We start from the raw sequence: 14465 nt of genomic DNA, 5'->3' as shown, positions 1-14465 counted from the left end.
CAACAAGACCACCCTGAACGCTCCGCCAGCCTTGGCGAAGGGCAGCATGCGCATCGTCGCCCTGGGAGGGATCGGCGAAATCGGTCGAAACATGACCGTGTTCGAATTCAACGGCAAACTGCTGATCGTGGACTGCGGGGTCCTCTTCCCCGAGGAAGTTCACCCCGGCGTCAACCTGATCCTGCCCGATTTCTCAGCGATCCGCGACCGGCTGCAGGACGTCGTCGGCGTCGTCCTGACCCACGGACACGAAGACCACATCGGTGGTATCCCGTATCTTCTGAAGGAACGGGCCGACATCCCCCTGATCGGGTCCCGCCTGACGCTCGCGTTCATCAAGGCCAAGCTCAAGGAACACCGCATCAACCCGAAGACCATTCAGGTCGAAGAGGGCACCAGGAAGCCGATGGGTCCGTTCGACCTTGAGTTCCTGGCCGTGAACCACTCCATCCCTGACAGCCTCGCCGTCGCCATCCGTACCAGCGCCGGAACGATCCTGCACACCGGCGACTTCAAGATGGACCAGTTCCCCCTTGACCGTCGCATCACCGACCTTGTCGGCTTCGCACGGCTGGGTTCGGAAGGTGTTGACCTGTTCCTCACCGATTCCACCAACGCCGACGTCCCCGGTTTCACCACGTCGGAAAAGGACTTGCTGCCAGCGATCGACACGGTCTTCCGGACCGCTCCCCGCCGCATCATCGTCTCCAGCTTCGCCAGCCACATCCACCGCATCCAGCAGGTCATCGACACCGCGCACCGGCACCACCGCAAGGTGGCGTTCGTGGGCCGATCGATGGTCCGCAACATGACCATCGCCCGGGAACTGGGCTACCTCACCATCCCTCGCGGCATCCTGGTGGACTTCAAGAAGCTGCAGCAGTCCGATGACCACAAGGTGGTCCTCATCTGCACCGGGTCGCAGGGCGAACCGCTCGCGGCTCTGTCCCGGATGGCCGGAGGCGACCACGCCATCCGCATCGGCGAAGGCGACACAGTGTTGCTCGCCAGCTCACTGATTCCTGGCAACGAGAACGCCATCTACGGCGTTATCAACGCCCTGACCCAGCTCGGCGCCAATGTGGTCCACAAGGGCAACGCGAAGGTACACGTCTCGGGCCACGCCAGTGCCGGGGAGCTTGCGTACGTCTACAACATCGTCAAGCCCCGCAACGTCATGCCGGTACACGGCGAATGGCGCCACCTCAAGGCCAACGAGGCGATCGCCGTCGCCACCGGCGTCGACCCGAAGTCGGTGCTGATCGCCGAAGACGGCGTGACAGTTGATCTGGTCGACGGTAAAGCCACCATCTCAGGGAAAATTCCGGCTGGGCTGGTCTTCGTCGATGGTGACAGCGTGGGCCACACCACCGAGGACACCCTTGAGGAACGTCGCCGCCTTGCCGAAGAGGGCGCAGTCACCGTGCTTGCCATCATTGATGCGAAGACCGGCGAAATGGCTGAGCCGCTCGAGTTCTTCACCAAGGGCTTCGAGTGCAGCCAGGAGGACCTTGACAAGGCGTCCGATGCCATCGAGAAGTCGCTGGCGAATCCAGGCGGCCGACGTGGCGGCGGGAACAACGATCCTGAGGAAGTCATTGAACGGGCCACCGCTTCGTGGATGCGCCGGTTCTACAACCGGACTCCAGTGGTGACCGCGATCGTCGTCGACGCCTAAGCACCGGTCCCAGGCGACCGAACGACCCGGAAGCAGTCCCAGCCCGGCCTCGCCGCGCTATGGTGTCGACCTTTCGGGTGTGCTTCGTGCGCGGCAGTCTGGTTCGGTCCTTTCCTTGTGGTCGCCGGGCTCACCCCGGCGGCCTTGGGGGCTTTGGGGGCCCTGGGTGCCTTGGCGGAGAAGCTGAGTTACACGACGTTTCACCATCGGTGGGTTTTCGGGCCGCCGGAGGGCCTGCCAGGCCAGCCTTTGTGCGGCGCGCCGTCTCGATGACGCTCGTTGCCTGGGGTGGGTATAGCTGCCGACGCGCTTCTACAGATCCTCCGGGTCCCGACCGTACGGCGCCATAGTTCGTTCTTCGAACTCGGCTCGCCGTGCGGCAGACTCCGCGAGCCGCCGTCGTTCCTGTTTTCGATGCCGCAGGAACACGAACGCCGCGTAGCAGCCGAGGCCTAGAAAGTAGACGGCAGCGATCGCTCGCCACCACGTAAAGGGGTCCCAGGCTGCAAATAGGGCCGCCGAGAAGAAGAACGAAACGATGTATAACGGGTGTGGTGCGTCCTTGGCCATGCTGTCACCTTTCGGGCGATGTGCGTGGAACCAAGCACACTATCAGGCGCTCCTACCGCAGGGGCAGGGAAGGCCTTCGTCGTTGCTGGCTGCCTCGATCCAGTCGATGACCTCATCTGGGTAATAGCCGTCCGAGGCCTGACCTTCATCGGTCGGTCCAGTCTCAGAGGGGATCGGCCCTCCCGCCTGCCGGATCTCTTCAATAATGTGCGCGGGCACCCTGTCACCGTTGTTCGCGATCAGCCAGTCTCGCGTCGAGGGCAGCAGCTTCGACCACCACTGTGCGTTTTCCATATCGGAAGTGTGGCAGTTCCACCGCTGCAAGCAAAGAGTGCCTGTCCAGCACCCGCCCCATCAGCGTTAGACCGGTCCGGTCAAAATCACTCATGCGGTCGATTTTGGGGATCCGACTCGCTCCCGGCGAGGGCGATTATCCGCTCGGCGGCACGCACCATTGCGACGTCAAGGAAAGTGCCATCCTGCAGCACGAAGGCTCCGGTCCCGTCAGCGGCGGCGTCGCGCACGCGATCCACGATGTTTTTTGCTCGAGCCACCTCCGAGGCATCCGGGGTGAAGACGCGGCGGATGACGTCAAGCTGCCGTGGATGCACCGCGGTGCGTCCAGAAAAGCCGAGGGCGCGCCCTGCGCGGCAACTAGCCTCCAGTCCGTCGACGTCGACGACATCGGCGTAGACGGCCATCAGAGGCGAGGGGAGGCCTGCTGCGGCTGCCGCATTCACGACGCGACTGCGTGACCAGGCAAGCCCCGCTTCTCCGGCGGGGCCGGCGGGAACCCCGAGCGCGGCACGCAGGTCCGCCTCACCGGTTGCAATAGTGGAAACTCCTGAGCCGGCGATCTCGAACGCCCGCTCGATCGACAGCGCAGTCTCGAGAAGTGCATGCACCTGGCGCCCAGGCATTGCTGTGCGGAGGGCGGTGATGTCCTCCGCCGTCTGCGTCTTCGGTAACCGCACCCCGAATGCCAGCGGAAGCGCGTCGACCGCGCTAAGGTCGGCTTCGTGCGCCGAAGATCCGACAGCATTCAGCCGCACCTGCACGGCGGGGGCCTGATCGCCGCAGGCCTCCCAATGCGCCGCGAATTCTGTCAGCGCCGCACGGGCACCCGCCTTGCGCGATGCGGTGACGGCGTCTTCGAGGTCGACAATGACCGCATCCGCTCCCGCGCGCAGCGCCTTGCCGAACCGTTCGGGCCTGTCGGCCGGCGCGTAGAGCGCGACAATGATTGGTTGGCTCATCGGATGCTTCCGTCCTCGCGCAGCGCCGTGAGTTCGCTGGCGGTGTAACCCAGCTCGGTCAGCACAGCCTCCGTATCGGCGCCATGAGCCCTCCCTGTAAATGCAATCGTCGCTTCATCTCGAGACATCCGAAACAGCGGTCCCTGCATGGCCATATCGCCGAGGTCGGCGTCGTTGATGCGGTGGATCGTTCCGAGGGCGTTGAACTGCGGATCGGCAACGATCTCGGAGGGGTCGTAGATAGGAGCCACCGCGGCCTCTGCGGCCTCGAACGCAGCGATGACCTCGTCTCGCGAGTGTCGGGCGATCCATGAGCCGACGGCGTCATCGAGAATGTCGGCGTGCTCGGCACGGGTCGCGCCGGCGGCGAACCACGCCTCGTCGGCGAGTTCGGGTCGGCCGACGAGAGCTACGACGCGCTCAGCGATTGACTGCGCACTTGTCGACACAGCGACCCATGACCCGTCCTTGGTTCGATACGCGTTGCGCGGCGCGTTGTTCACTGAGCGATTTCCCGTGCGCGGTTGCGCGGTTCCCAATTGATCCCACCGCGTGATCTGCGGGCCGAGCATCGCGAGGATCGGTTCGATGATTGCGACGTCGACCTCCTGGCCTTTGCCGTCGCGATCACGGGCGTGAAGGGCGACCATGATCGCATAAGCGGTCGCGAGGGAAGCGACGCCATCCGCGAGCCCAAACGGTGGAAGCGTTGGCGGCCCGTCCGGTTCCCCGGTGGACGATGCGAATCCGCTCATCGCCTCAGCGAGGGTCCCGAACCCCGGCCTGCTCTTGTACGGACCGATCTGCCCGAACCCGGTGACGCGGGCCAGGACAAGCCCCGGATTATCCGCAGACAGCGTGGCGTAATCCAGCCCCCAGCGCTCGAGCGTGCCGGGACGGAAGTTCTCGATCACGACGTCCGCGGTCCGAGCGAGGCGCAGAAAAGCGTCACGCCCGCCCGCCGTATGCAGGTCGATTGCCACAGTGCGCTTGTTGCGGCCCAGCGTCTTCCACCACAGGTTTTGCCCGTCCTTACTCGGTCCATGACCGCGTGCTGGATCCGGCCTGTTCGGATGCTCGACCTTGACGACGTCGGCACCCATATCGCCCAGGTGCATCGCTGCCATCGGACCGGCAAAGAGCGTGGAGGCATCCACGATTCGCAAGCCGTTAAGAGGGCTCATCGAGTTCCCTCCTGGCCTGCGGCTTGGCCGTCGGCCACCTGATCGGTGCAGATGCGGAAGCCAATGGAGTTGGAAGCATCCTGGCCAAGCCCTGCCAGAAGGAGCTTCGCACTGAACTCCGGATGCTGGACCCCGCCGTCGAAGTACCAGTCCGAGCCCTCGCTGCGGTGGGCGCTCCCACCCTTGAGCATGACGAAGCGGGTACGGCCATCGGAGTGCTCAGACTCGGTCCAGTTCCATACTTCAGGAGTCCGGCGGAGAAAGCCCACCTGAGTGGCAGCCAGCTGCCACTCGTCTTCGGAGGGGAGACGCCCACCAGCCCAGGCTGCGTATTCGCGGGCCCGTGAAAACGTCACATTGGTGACGGGACGCTCGGGGTCCCGAGCAGTAGCATGCTCGCCGATCGCATCGAGGAAGCTGGCATATTCTGCCTCACTCACCTCAGCCACAGCGACCTGCACCGGAAGCGCGACGACGACGGAGCGTTCCAGCGTGCGAGGGTCGTGGAGTCGAGGAGGAAGAGGCTTCCACTCGTCGACGTAGGGTGCGCCGTTGTACATTCCCGTCTCTCGCATCCGGAACCGAACGGTCAGCGTGTGCTCGCCGGCAGGAACCGTGACAGTGGGCACGGATGCCGGTGTAACCGGACCATTCCAGCGAGGTGCGCTCATGCGTCGCGCGGTGCGGTGCCGGAAGGACGCGTCACGCTCCCCGGTTTCGCCGCTGAGAGCGGAGCGGACGGTGGCGAGCTCTTTGGGGACCCCGGCATCAGCGCTGATTTGCAGCGCGGCGGCTATTCCCCTCGCGGGCACGGTGATCGTGTCGGCGGTGTCACCGGTGTGCAGCGCCAACCAGCCGCGGCCGGCCAAACGATACTCGGTATCCGCGGCCGACGTGTTCGCCAGGAGCAGCAGCGTCACACCGTCGAGTTCGAAGGTCGACCCGACGGTCGGGCCGTCGACAACCGTCAGTGGCGTCCACTCGCCCTCGACGAGCCAGCGATGGAATCCCCGCTGGACAGGAAGCATACGGCGCAACGTCGCAGCATCCCGGTCATTCCACCCGACCCACGCCCCAAAAACGACCTCCCAGACCATGATTCCGACACCGTTGAGCCAGGCCGAGCGTAGCTCCTCGGCGTGGTCCCGGTGCCACCGACGGATGTGGTGCTGCATGTGGCGGCGCTCAAACCATCGCGCGCGAAGGACGCCCGGAGTCTCGGAGTCGGCGAACCATTGGGCCCAGGACAGCGTGTGGTCGGCGATTCGCTCGGTCGCGAGCTTCGACTCACCCTCAAGGCCGATGCCGGGGCGCGCTGCATCCAGGGCCGCGACAAGCGCTGGGTCCGCCTTCTTCAGCGTGTCGAGGAAGACGCCGTCCGCCCCCAGGCGGCGTACTGCGTCTGCGAGCTCGTCCGCGTCGTCGCCAGCTCGGCGCGTTCCCGTGTCCCAGGGGTTGTAGTCCAGGAACACGGCGACCCCCGCGGCGCGCAGGACCGCTGCTGCTTCGGCAAGACCGGGCACATTGTAGAAGTCCCATTGGTTGCGGTCATCGATGCCGATCACGGGATACGCGTGCCACAAGACCAGGCCATCAAGGCCACCGAACCGCTCGCGGCCGTCGGCCAGGAAACGCTCGGGCGTGAACCGCTGCGACTCGAAGTCGAAGAACAATTCGTCCCACAGCCAGACCTGCGCCACGGTGAAGCACCGGCTCGCCCAAGCTGAGGCGTCGTCGTCGTACCGGGTGGGCTCGCCGTGTCGCTCCCGCGCTCCGTCTCGCCACGCAGTGAGCTGGGTTCTCCACTGAGTCAGATTGTCTGGATCGGCCGGGGCCGCGAATATCTTCGCGTCGTCGAGCGCAATTGCTGCGTCTCCACTCAACAGGTCCGTATCCAGCGGCACCCGACTGGGCAGATCCAGTTCGCGGGGATGCAATGGGTCGAAACCGCCGCTCATGCGTTGGTCCTTTCGATGAAGGCTGACACTTCGCTCGCCGTCGGTACCGCGTCCTGAGCTCCGGATCGGGCAACGGCAAGCGCTGCGGCAGCCGCTCCGCCGCGAGCGGCTTGCAGGAGCAGGGGGATGTCCACGGTCCCCGGTGAACGGCCAGAGGCGTCGAGGGTCGCTGCGAACACTCCACAGAAGGTGTCGCCAGCACCGGTCGTGTCGATGGGGTCAGCGGCGAATGCGGGCACGTCCGCGCGTTCGTCCCCGCAGACAACGAGCGAGCCGTGTCGGCCGAGCGTCACAACGAGTGCGCGCACCCGCGACGCGAGTGCCGTGACAGCGGTGTCGAGGTCATCTACTCCGGCGGCGTCGAGGGCCTCGTGCTCGTTCACGATCAGCACGTCGACCGACAGCAGCAGTGCAGCACCGTCGGTGACGAACGGTGCTGATGGTGCTGCATTGAGAAGGTGCCAGGCCTGGTTGTTACGGGCGGCCGCAGCATCCAGCACCAGCGCAGTCGGAACTTCCAGCTGCGTCAACACGACGTTTGCGGCGTTCACGAGGTCGCGTTGCGCCGTGGTGAGGGAAGTAGGCACAGCATTTGCACCGGGCACGACGACGATGGTGTTCTCTGCTGCCGCGTCGACTGAAATCAGTGCCGTACCGCTGGGCCCGTCGACCTGTGACAGGCCGGAGACGTCAATATCGTCTGCGAGGAGGGCCTCTCGGAGCATCTCTCCGTCAGGGTCCGTGCCGACGGCGCCGACGAAAGCGACGGATGCGCCGCCCGCGCGGCGGGCGGCTACCGCCTGGTTGGCACCCTTACCGCCGCCGGTGCGCACCAGTGTTGATGCGAGGACGGTCTCCCCCGGCCGGGGGATCCGGTTGACGCGCGCGACGATGTCCTGGTTGATGCTGCCGACGATGACGACACTCATGATGTTCCCTTCGACAACTGGTAGGTACGCTCAGCGAGCTGACGAATGGATCGCTCCGCATCACCGGGGAGAGAGGTAGCTATGCGGTCCTTGAGCGGCGCGGTCCAGGCCTCACCTATTGCATCGGCCCCGATCAGCCCGCCGACGACTGAACCGACGGTCGCGCCGACCGAGTCGGTGTCCCATCCGCCTGCGACGGCGAGCGAGATGGCGGCACCGAAGTCGTCGCCGTAGGCCTGGATGGCGCACGCCGTGAGCGCGGCGTTGTTGAGGGTGTGCACCCAGTGCATGCCCTTGAACTCCGTATGGAGTGCATTGAGTGCCGCATCGACGGTCAGCGAACCGTTGGCGAGGGCGCGGCCGGTCTTCCGGCCGACATGCACCGCGGCGGCGAGACGCGATGCTGGTGGCACAACCGTATCGGCAGCATCCAGCACGTGATCGGCCGAGGCCTCGGTGAGCGATGCGGAACACAGCGCAGCGGCCCACATCTCGCCGTAGATACCGTTGCGGGAATGGCTGAGCCGCGCGTCGGTCCAAGCCGATGCAGCGGCGGCGCGCACATCTCCGGGATGCACCCAGCCGTGCACGTCGGCCCGGATGAGAGCACCAATCCATTCCCGAAACGGATTGTGATGCCGTGCGGTGTCCGGCACAGTCCGAGCGTCGAGGAGGTTCCGGTAAGCCGCGCGTTCGGCGGTGAAGACCCTGCCTGCGGGCAGTGCCGCCAGCCACGCCCCCGCGATGTGCTCGGTCGTCAGGTTCTGGCCGTGAGCCTCAACCAGATCAAGCATAAGGATGGGGAAGTTCAGGTCGTCGTCTTCGGGCATCCCGTCGATGTTCTCCACGAGCGATGTCGGCGCGGAGCGGCGGTTCCATGGCCAGCGCTCCGCGATATTTCCGGGGAGCCCCACTGCGGTGAAATAGGTCTGGATCGGCCAGTTCCCGGTTGCTCGTGCGATCTCCTCAATGCCTTCGCGGGGGATCTTCTCCACGGGCTTACCCAGCAGGCATCCCGCCGAGCGGCCCAGCCACGCTCCGTGCACCCGCGCGGACGCCACGGACGCGCTCGGGACCGGCACGACCGGCGGGAGTAGCGCGACGATATCGACCCATTCGTCCGGTTCTTTGGCACTCGGCGCCTGCAGGGTCTGCAGCTCATCGAGCACCGTCCGGGCAAAGGCTCGCACCTCTGGTGGAGCGGCTTCGTTACTTGCCCCCGATGGCGCAAGTCGAGTCGACCCCCCGGCCTTCGCCCATCGCTGCTCGATCGGAGCGATGTCGTTCTCCGCGACACCCTGTTCCCGAAGAGCGACGAGCTCAGCCGCGACTAGGTCCTCCGGCTGCGCCCAGGTCAGTCTCACGCCGCGTTGTCCGGGCCGAGCAAGGATTCCAACGCCGCAGCCCGCTGTGCGGCGCGGTCGGCATCTGCCCGCGCGACATCGCGCACCACTTCCGTCATCGAAGCCACCACTCCGTCGAGATCCAGGCGGCTGGCGGTGGTGACATCCGCGACCCAGTCGGTGGGCACGGCGCCGATGCCGTGGAGGCCACCGCAGATAGCGCCGGCCATCGTCGCAATTGAGTCGGAGTCACGGCCGTAGTTGACGGCGTCGAGCACCGCTGCACGAAGGTCGCCGTCTCGGGCGACAACGAAACCGAGAGCGACGGGCAGCTCTTCGATTGACTTGGTACGCGAAGGTAGACGTGCATCCATCGCCGGAGCACGGTACTGGTCGCCCACCGTGTCGAATGGCGCAACAGCGGCACGCACAATCCGTGCGAGGTCGCGCGGATCATCCGATCCTCCGTCTGCAATGAAGGCGTCTACCGCATCAAACACGGCGCGGATCGCTGCGGCGGTTCCGTCGTGAGCGACAGACAGCACAGCTTCCCTCACCTCGGCGACGGTCGCACCGGGGGCCGCGGATGCTGCCACAGCTGCTGCGAACACACCTGCGGCCTCGCGTCCGTAAGATGACTGGTGCGCTCCGGCGATGTCGATGGCCTCCGCGTAAGCGCTGCGCGGGTCGCCAATGTGCACGAGCCCGACGGGAGCCATGTACATGGTGGCGCCACAGTTGACGATGTTGCCAACGCCCGCCTCGCGGGGGTCGGCGTGGCCGTAGTGCAGTTTCGCAACGATCCACTTCTCGGCGAGAAAGACGCGCTGCAGGATGAGGGCCTGATCCTCGAGCTCGGGAACCCATCGACGCTCACCGATCATCAGCGGTACCAGATCGCCCGCGACGTCGTAGGCGTCGAGGTGACGGCGCCGTTTGGCGTACACCTCTACGAGTGCGTGGGTCATGAGGGTGTCGTCAGTGATATGCCCATCACCCTTGTGGTACGGCGCGATCGGTCGCGCGGTCCTCCAGTCGGCGAGGAAGGGACCAACGATGCCCTCGACCCGGCCGCCGTGTCGCTCCTCGATCTGTTCGGGGGTCCAGCCCTCCGTCGCACCACCCAGCGCGTCTCCCACGGCAGCGCCCGCGAGTACCCCGGCCACTCGATCCTGTAACACGTTCATTCTCTCTCCTTGATTGCCTCTGATAGCGACGACGTGGCGGGGGTGAACCGGTGGCTCACCCCCGCGCATCATCAGTCGGCGATGTCAGTCCAGCCGTCGGTCAGCTGGGTGGCCAGCTCTTCGCGGGTGATCTGGTCGGCCAGGTACTGCTGGAAGGCGGGCGTGGCGATGGTGTCCTTCCACTCCGTGTACTTCTCCACCTTGAGGAACGGGGGTCCCTCGAGGCCGTCTCCGGATGCCAGCACCTGGGTCCAGGCGGGGTTGTCCGCTGCCAGCGTTTCAACCTCGGCCCGGGCCGAGTCGGACGACGGGATGAGCGCATCGGCGTAGGCAATCTGAGCCAGGTTCTCGCCGCTTGTGAAGAAGTTGAGGAACTCGGCCGACTCCTCCACATACTCCGAATCGATATTCACCGAATAGGTCTGCGGATTCGCGGCCTGGATGGCACCGGCTGAACCCTCAAGCGGAGGCAACGCGACCCAGTTAAGACCCTCCGGGGCGTCGTTGGCGATGTTCGTGGCCTGGAACGAGCCCTGCACGGTCATCGCCACCTTGCCGCCGTAGAACGACGCCAGCACCTCCGATCCGGACTGCGTTAGCGACGTGGGCTCGACTGATTCGTCGGTGTAGGTCATCTCATGGATGAGCTCCGGTACAGCGAGCTCGGCGTCACCGACCTCGATAGATGCATCGGTGCCTTCGCCCTCGAAGTAGCCGCCGTCGAAGCCGAGCGAGAGACTCATCATCGTCGCCGTCGGCGATCCAAGACCCCATCCGAGGCCGTAGTTGCCGCCCGTGGTCGTCGCTTGGGCGATCTCCCGCAGTTCCTCCCACGTCATGGTGTCGCCGCTGGGCATCTCCACACCCGCGGCCTCGAGAAGGTCGGCGTTGGCGAAGACCATGTATGACTGCAGTGTCGACGGGTACGCGATAATCTCGCCGTCCTGGGTAACGGAATCCCAGATGCCCTCTGAGATGTCGGCCTTCAGATCGTCGTCGATGTGGTCGGTCAGATCGGCAAGGTAGCCGTCGGACGCGAAGGAGACTATGGAGCTCGCCTCGTAGTGAATGATGTCTGGCGCCGTTCCGCCGGTGAACTGGGTGATGAGCTTGTCGAATGTCCCGTCCCATCCGGCCTGGACGATCTCGACCTGAACATCTTCATTCTCCCCGTTCCACTCGTCGACGATCGACTTCACGGCGTCCTGAGTAGCGGGCTGGTCGGACAGCGACTGGAACTGGAGTGTGACTGCGCCACCTTCGTCCCCGTCCGATCCATTGCTTGCACTGCCCTGCTGGCAACCGCTCAGGGCGAGAGCGGCTACGCCCGCGAACGCGACGACGCCTATGCCTCGGATTTTTTTCATGATGCTCGCCTTTCTAGTTGTGATGCGCTTGGTGATTCTCTAATGGGCAGGTTCAGCCTTTGACTGCACCGGCGAGCATTCCGCCGGTCAGCTTCTTCTGCAGGATGGTGAAAATGATGAGCGACGGAATCGTCGCGAGGATCGCCCCGGCGGCCAGTGGGCCTAGCTGCGTCTGTCCTTCGGCGCCCAGGAACGAACGCAGGGCGATTGGAAGCGTATAGAGCTCCGGACTCTGCAATAGGACGAGCGCGAGGAAAAACTCGTTCCAGGCCGAGACGAAGGTGAACATGGCCGTCGCAACAAGTCCCGGTGCCAGCAGCGGGAGGATGATCGTCCGCAGGATCGTGATGCGGGAGGCCCCATCCATTTCACCGGCTTCCTCAAGTTCGACCGGGATCGCCGCCACATAGCCCTGCAGCATCCACAGGGTGAAGGGCAAGGTGAAGGTGACATACACCAGGATCAGACCTAGCAAAGTGTCGTTGAGGCCGATCGAACGCAGCACCAGAAACAACGGGATGATGATGAGGATCGATGGGAATACCTGGCTGGTAAGGATCCAGATTGTGCCAGCGGCGCGCAGCCGCCCCTTGAGGCGAGCGAGGGCGTAAGCCATCGGCATCGACAGCAGCACCGTGATTATCATCGTTGCAAGCGACACCATCAAGGAGTTGCCAGCCGCTGGCAATAGGTTCTGGCGCTCCAAAGCGGAACCGTAATTGCTGAAGTCCCATACGGCCGGCAAGAGGTTGACGGCGAGCGAGTTCAGTTCCGCCGACGACTTGAACGAGGCGGACAGCAGCCACAGCAGCGGGAAGCCGAGAAAGAGGAGAAACGCCGTCAAGGCGGTGTACATCAGCACGGTCGCGTACCAGGGACGCTTGAAATTCATGAGCGTGCTCCCTTCGTCTGGCGGAACTGATTGACGAGGTAAAGCGACAGGATCAGCATGATCGCGATCACGAGTACGTCGCCCATCGCCGAGGCGTATCCGATTTCACGGTTACGGAAGGCTTCCAGATAGGTGAACAGTGGTGGAATCATCGTGCGACCTCCGGGACCGCCCTCGGTGAGGACATAGATGAGGCCAAAGGAGTTGAACTGCCAGATAAAGTCGAGGGCTGTCACCGCAAAAATGATGGGGCGAAGGGAGGGGAGGGTGATGTGCCAAAACCGGCGGAACGCGCCGGCGCCGTCGACCGCCGCAGCCTCATGCTGCTCGGATGAGACCGACTGCATCCCCGCCAGCAGCAGCACGGTTGTTTGCGGGATGCCCGCCCAGACACCAACGACGATCACTGCGGGCAACGCCGTCGAGAAGTCACCGAGCCAGTTGACGCCCGGGATGCCGACCGATTCGAGCACTCCGTTGAGTGGACCCGAATTGGGGTTGTAGATCATCCGCCACACGATCGCAATGACCACCGGCGGCATCGCCCAAGGGATCAGGGCCAGCACCCTGGTGAGACCCTTCAGGCGCAAATCGCTGTTTAGCAGGAGGGCCAGACCCATCGCGCAGATGAGGGTGAGGAGCGCGACCGACCCTGCCCAGACAATGCCGATTCCAAACGATCCCCAGAAGCGGTGATCGCCGAGGAGTTCGATGAAGTTTCCGAAACCGATGAAGTTAATCTCGGCATTCCGCCTCAGCGTGGCATCGGTGAAGCCGAGAGCTACACCGCTCACCAGCGGGATGACGGAGAAAATGATGATTGGAAGGAGCGCCGGAACCACCAGGCCGATGGCTTCTCGACGTTGCGCGCGAGCGCGGTAACCGACCCGGTTCACTGCGCGCGGTGTCTTCTTCACCTCGCGCGGGGCCTTTGTGGCGCTAGTGCTCATCGGGCGGCCCTCTCGTCGTTGAAATCAATGGCTTCGGTGCGGTGGCTGGGAGGTGATGCGGCGGGGTCCTGACTGCGCGCGAGGGATGATCCGCGGACGACCAGCGAAGGTGCGACGGTAACTGTATGTGCTGGACGATTCGGTTCCACGATCCGCGCGAGCAGCAACTGCGCCGCGACGCGACCACGTTCTTCTGCGCCGAGGTCGACGCTGGTGAGACCTGGGCGAATAACTCCTGCTAGTTCGGTGTTGTCGACGCCGGTGATCGCAATATCGCCGGGGACGGTCAGCCCGAGGTCTGTAGCTGCTTGGATTGAGCCGATGCCGATCAGGTCATTCGCCGCGACGATAGCGTCAGGACGCGGGCGTTCCTGTAGGACCTGGAGCGCTGCGGCGTAGCCCGCCGCGATAGTGAAGTCGTCCGCGCCGACGCTGCGCGCCGAGATGGCCGGGTGCGCAGCGACCGCAGCAGCAAACCCATCGCGTCGGAGGGCGCCCGGGGTGGTGTCGCTGGGACCGTTCACGAACACGACATCCCCCCGACCCTCCTCGACGAGGTGGTCTACGAGAAGGCGCATAGCTGTGATCGAATCGGCGCGCACGGTGTCCAATTTGGCGCTGTCAGGCAACCGTCCGAGGACGACGACCGGCGTCGGTGTTTTTGCGAGTGCTGCGAGGAGTTCATCCGTGACGCGTAGTGGCGAGAGGATCATGCCGTCGACATATCCTCTGCCGAGGTCCCGCACCACGTCGACGGATGAGGAGGACGTGCCCGTCGATGACAGCACCAGCCGGTAGCCGGAAGCGGAGACGACGCGTTCGATCGCGGTCATCATCTCGACGTAGACGGGGTTGCCGATGTCGGCGACAGCGTAGGCGAGCTGGTTCGTGCGACCCAGCTTCAGCGACTGCGCCGTCGCGTCGGCAACATACCCGAGTTCTTCGGCGGCTTGCTGCACCTTGGCTATGGTCTTGGCGCTCGCGATTTGACCGTTCAACGCCCGTGAAGCAGACGCAACGGACACACCGGCATGTACGGCAACCTGCGTGATAGTGACCCGGACCAACGCTCTCCCTCGAGTGTTGTAAACGTTTACAGTGAATGCACGAGATAATTCCATTGACGCGCGCTGGTGTCAAGAAAAGCGCCC

13 protein-coding genes are annotated in these 14465 nt (G+C 64.6%); 1 reads left to right on the top strand and 12 read right to left on the bottom strand.

All coding sequences use genetic code 11. The annotated features are described in order from the left end of the window. The first annotated feature begins 46 nt into the window (after nucleotides 1-46). A complete protein-coding gene (locus tag ACX80T_RS02430; protein ID WP_083850977.1) occupies nucleotides 47-1678 on the top strand; it encodes a ribonuclease J in 1632 nt (543 codons plus the stop codon). Nucleotides 1679-1990: 312 nt separating this feature from the next. On the opposite strand, the gene ACX80T_RS02425 is transcribed toward ACX80T_RS02430, so the two are convergent. From ACX80T_RS02425 to ACX80T_RS02370, 12 genes are all read right to left on the bottom strand, one after another. After that, nucleotides 1991-2248, bottom strand: coding sequence for a hypothetical protein (locus tag ACX80T_RS02425; protein ID WP_116777966.1), 258 nt, complete (start codon nucleotides 2246-2248; stop codon nucleotides 1991-1993). A gap of 42 nt (nucleotides 2249-2290) precedes the next feature. Continuing rightward, entirely contained in the window at nucleotides 2291-2542 is a 252-nt protein-coding gene (locus ACX80T_RS02420) for a hypothetical protein (RefSeq protein WP_019484097.1), read from the bottom strand. An 86-nt stretch (nucleotides 2543-2628) separates the two neighbouring features. Further along, nucleotides 2629-3504 carry an HpcH/HpaI aldolase/citrate lyase family protein gene (locus ACX80T_RS02415; RefSeq protein ID WP_019484096.1) on the bottom strand — a complete coding sequence of 292 codons (876 nt, stop codon included), beginning with the start codon at nucleotides 3502-3504 and terminating at the stop codon, nucleotides 2629-2631. Further along, the gene (locus ACX80T_RS02410) at nucleotides 3501-4688 is read right to left on the bottom strand and encodes a CaiB/BaiF CoA transferase family protein (protein WP_116777967.1); all 1188 of its coding nucleotides are present in this window, start codon (nucleotides 4686-4688) and stop codon (nucleotides 3501-3503) included. Before ACX80T_RS02410 ends, ACX80T_RS02415 begins: the two co-directional genes overlap by 4 nt. Then, complete coding sequence (locus tag ACX80T_RS02405) at nucleotides 4685-6646, bottom strand: SUMF1/EgtB/PvdO family nonheme iron enzyme (RefSeq protein WP_116777968.1); 1962 nt, start codon at nucleotides 6644-6646, stop codon at nucleotides 4685-4687. Before ACX80T_RS02405 ends, ACX80T_RS02410 begins: the two co-directional genes overlap by 4 nt. Then, nucleotides 6643-7575 carry a ribokinase gene (locus ACX80T_RS02400; protein WP_019484093.1) on the bottom strand — a complete coding sequence of 311 codons (933 nt, stop codon included), beginning with the start codon at nucleotides 7573-7575 and terminating at the stop codon, nucleotides 6643-6645. The genes ACX80T_RS02405 and ACX80T_RS02400 overlap by 4 nt, the downstream gene beginning before the upstream one ends. Next, nucleotides 7572-8939 (bottom strand): ADP-ribosylglycohydrolase family protein, encoded by a 1368-nt coding sequence (locus ACX80T_RS02395; RefSeq protein WP_019484092.1) that lies wholly within the window; start codon nucleotides 8937-8939, stop codon nucleotides 7572-7574. Before ACX80T_RS02395 ends, ACX80T_RS02400 begins: the two co-directional genes overlap by 4 nt. Then, on the bottom strand, nucleotides 8936-10105 hold the full coding sequence (locus ACX80T_RS02390) for an ADP-ribosylglycohydrolase family protein (RefSeq protein WP_019484091.1): 1170 nt from the start codon (nucleotides 10103-10105) through the stop codon (nucleotides 8936-8938). Before ACX80T_RS02390 ends, ACX80T_RS02395 begins: the two co-directional genes overlap by 4 nt. Nucleotides 10106-10176: 71 nt before the next feature. Then, nucleotides 10177-11472 carry an ABC transporter substrate-binding protein gene (locus tag ACX80T_RS02385; protein WP_019484090.1) on the bottom strand — a complete coding sequence of 432 codons (1296 nt, stop codon included), beginning with the start codon at nucleotides 11470-11472 and terminating at the stop codon, nucleotides 10177-10179. Nucleotides 11473-11524: 52 nt separating this feature from the next. Beyond that, entirely contained in the window at nucleotides 11525-12364 is an 840-nt protein-coding gene (locus tag ACX80T_RS02380) for a carbohydrate ABC transporter permease (protein ID WP_019484089.1), read from the bottom strand. After that, a complete protein-coding gene (locus tag ACX80T_RS02375) occupies nucleotides 12361-13314 on the bottom strand; it encodes a carbohydrate ABC transporter permease (RefSeq protein ID WP_024476320.1) in 954 nt (317 codons plus the stop codon). Before ACX80T_RS02375 ends, ACX80T_RS02380 begins: the two co-directional genes overlap by 4 nt. Then, nucleotides 13311-14435, bottom strand: coding sequence for a LacI family DNA-binding transcriptional regulator (locus ACX80T_RS02370; RefSeq protein ID WP_116777969.1), 1125 nt, complete (start codon nucleotides 14433-14435; stop codon nucleotides 13311-13313). The genes ACX80T_RS02375 and ACX80T_RS02370 overlap by 4 nt, the downstream gene beginning before the upstream one ends. Nucleotides 14436-14465 lie beyond the last annotated feature (30 nt).

The organism is Arthrobacter sp. Sr33 (genome assembly GCF_054511195.1).
This window is presented reverse-complemented; position numbering and strand designations above follow the sequence as displayed.

Bases quoted from the DNA above. Each gene is read 5' to 3' on its own strand.
- ACX80T_RS02430 (WP_083850977.1), top strand. From the start codon at position 47: ATGCGCATCGTCGCCCTGGGAGGGATCGGCGAAATCGGTCGAAACATG.
- ACX80T_RS02380 (WP_019484089.1), bottom strand. From the start codon at position 12,364: ATGAATTTCAAGCGTCCCTGGTACGCGACCGTGCTGATGTACACCGCC.
- ACX80T_RS02400 (WP_019484093.1), bottom strand. From the start codon at position 7,575: ATGAGTGTCGTCATCGTCGGCAGCATCAACCAGGACATCGTCGCGCGC.
- ACX80T_RS02415 (WP_019484096.1), bottom strand. From the start codon at position 3,504: ATGAGCCAACCAATCATTGTCGCGCTCTACGCGCCGGCCGACAGGCCC.
- ACX80T_RS02370 (WP_116777969.1), bottom strand. From the start codon at position 14,435: ATGGAATTATCTCGTGCATTCACTGTAAACGTTTACAACACTCGAGGG.
- ACX80T_RS02410 (WP_116777967.1), bottom strand. From the start codon at position 4,688: ATGAGCCCTCTTAACGGCTTGCGAATCGTGGATGCCTCCACGCTCTTT.
- ACX80T_RS02375 (WP_024476320.1), bottom strand. From the start codon at position 13,314: ATGAGCACTAGCGCCACAAAGGCCCCGCGCGAGGTGAAGAAGACACCG.
- ACX80T_RS02390 (WP_019484091.1), bottom strand. From the start codon at position 10,105: ATGAACGTGTTACAGGATCGAGTGGCCGGGGTACTCGCGGGCGCTGCC.
- ACX80T_RS02385 (WP_019484090.1), bottom strand. From the start codon at position 11,472: ATGAAAAAAATCCGAGGCATAGGCGTCGTCGCGTTCGCGGGCGTAGCC.
- ACX80T_RS02420 (WP_019484097.1), bottom strand. From the start codon at position 2,542: ATGGAAAACGCACAGTGGTGGTCGAAGCTGCTGCCCTCGACGCGAGAC.
- ACX80T_RS02425 (WP_116777966.1), bottom strand. From the start codon at position 2,248: ATGGCCAAGGACGCACCACACCCGTTATACATCGTTTCGTTCTTCTTC.
- ACX80T_RS02405 (WP_116777968.1), bottom strand. From the start codon at position 6,646: ATGAGCGGCGGTTTCGACCCATTGCATCCCCGCGAACTGGATCTGCCC.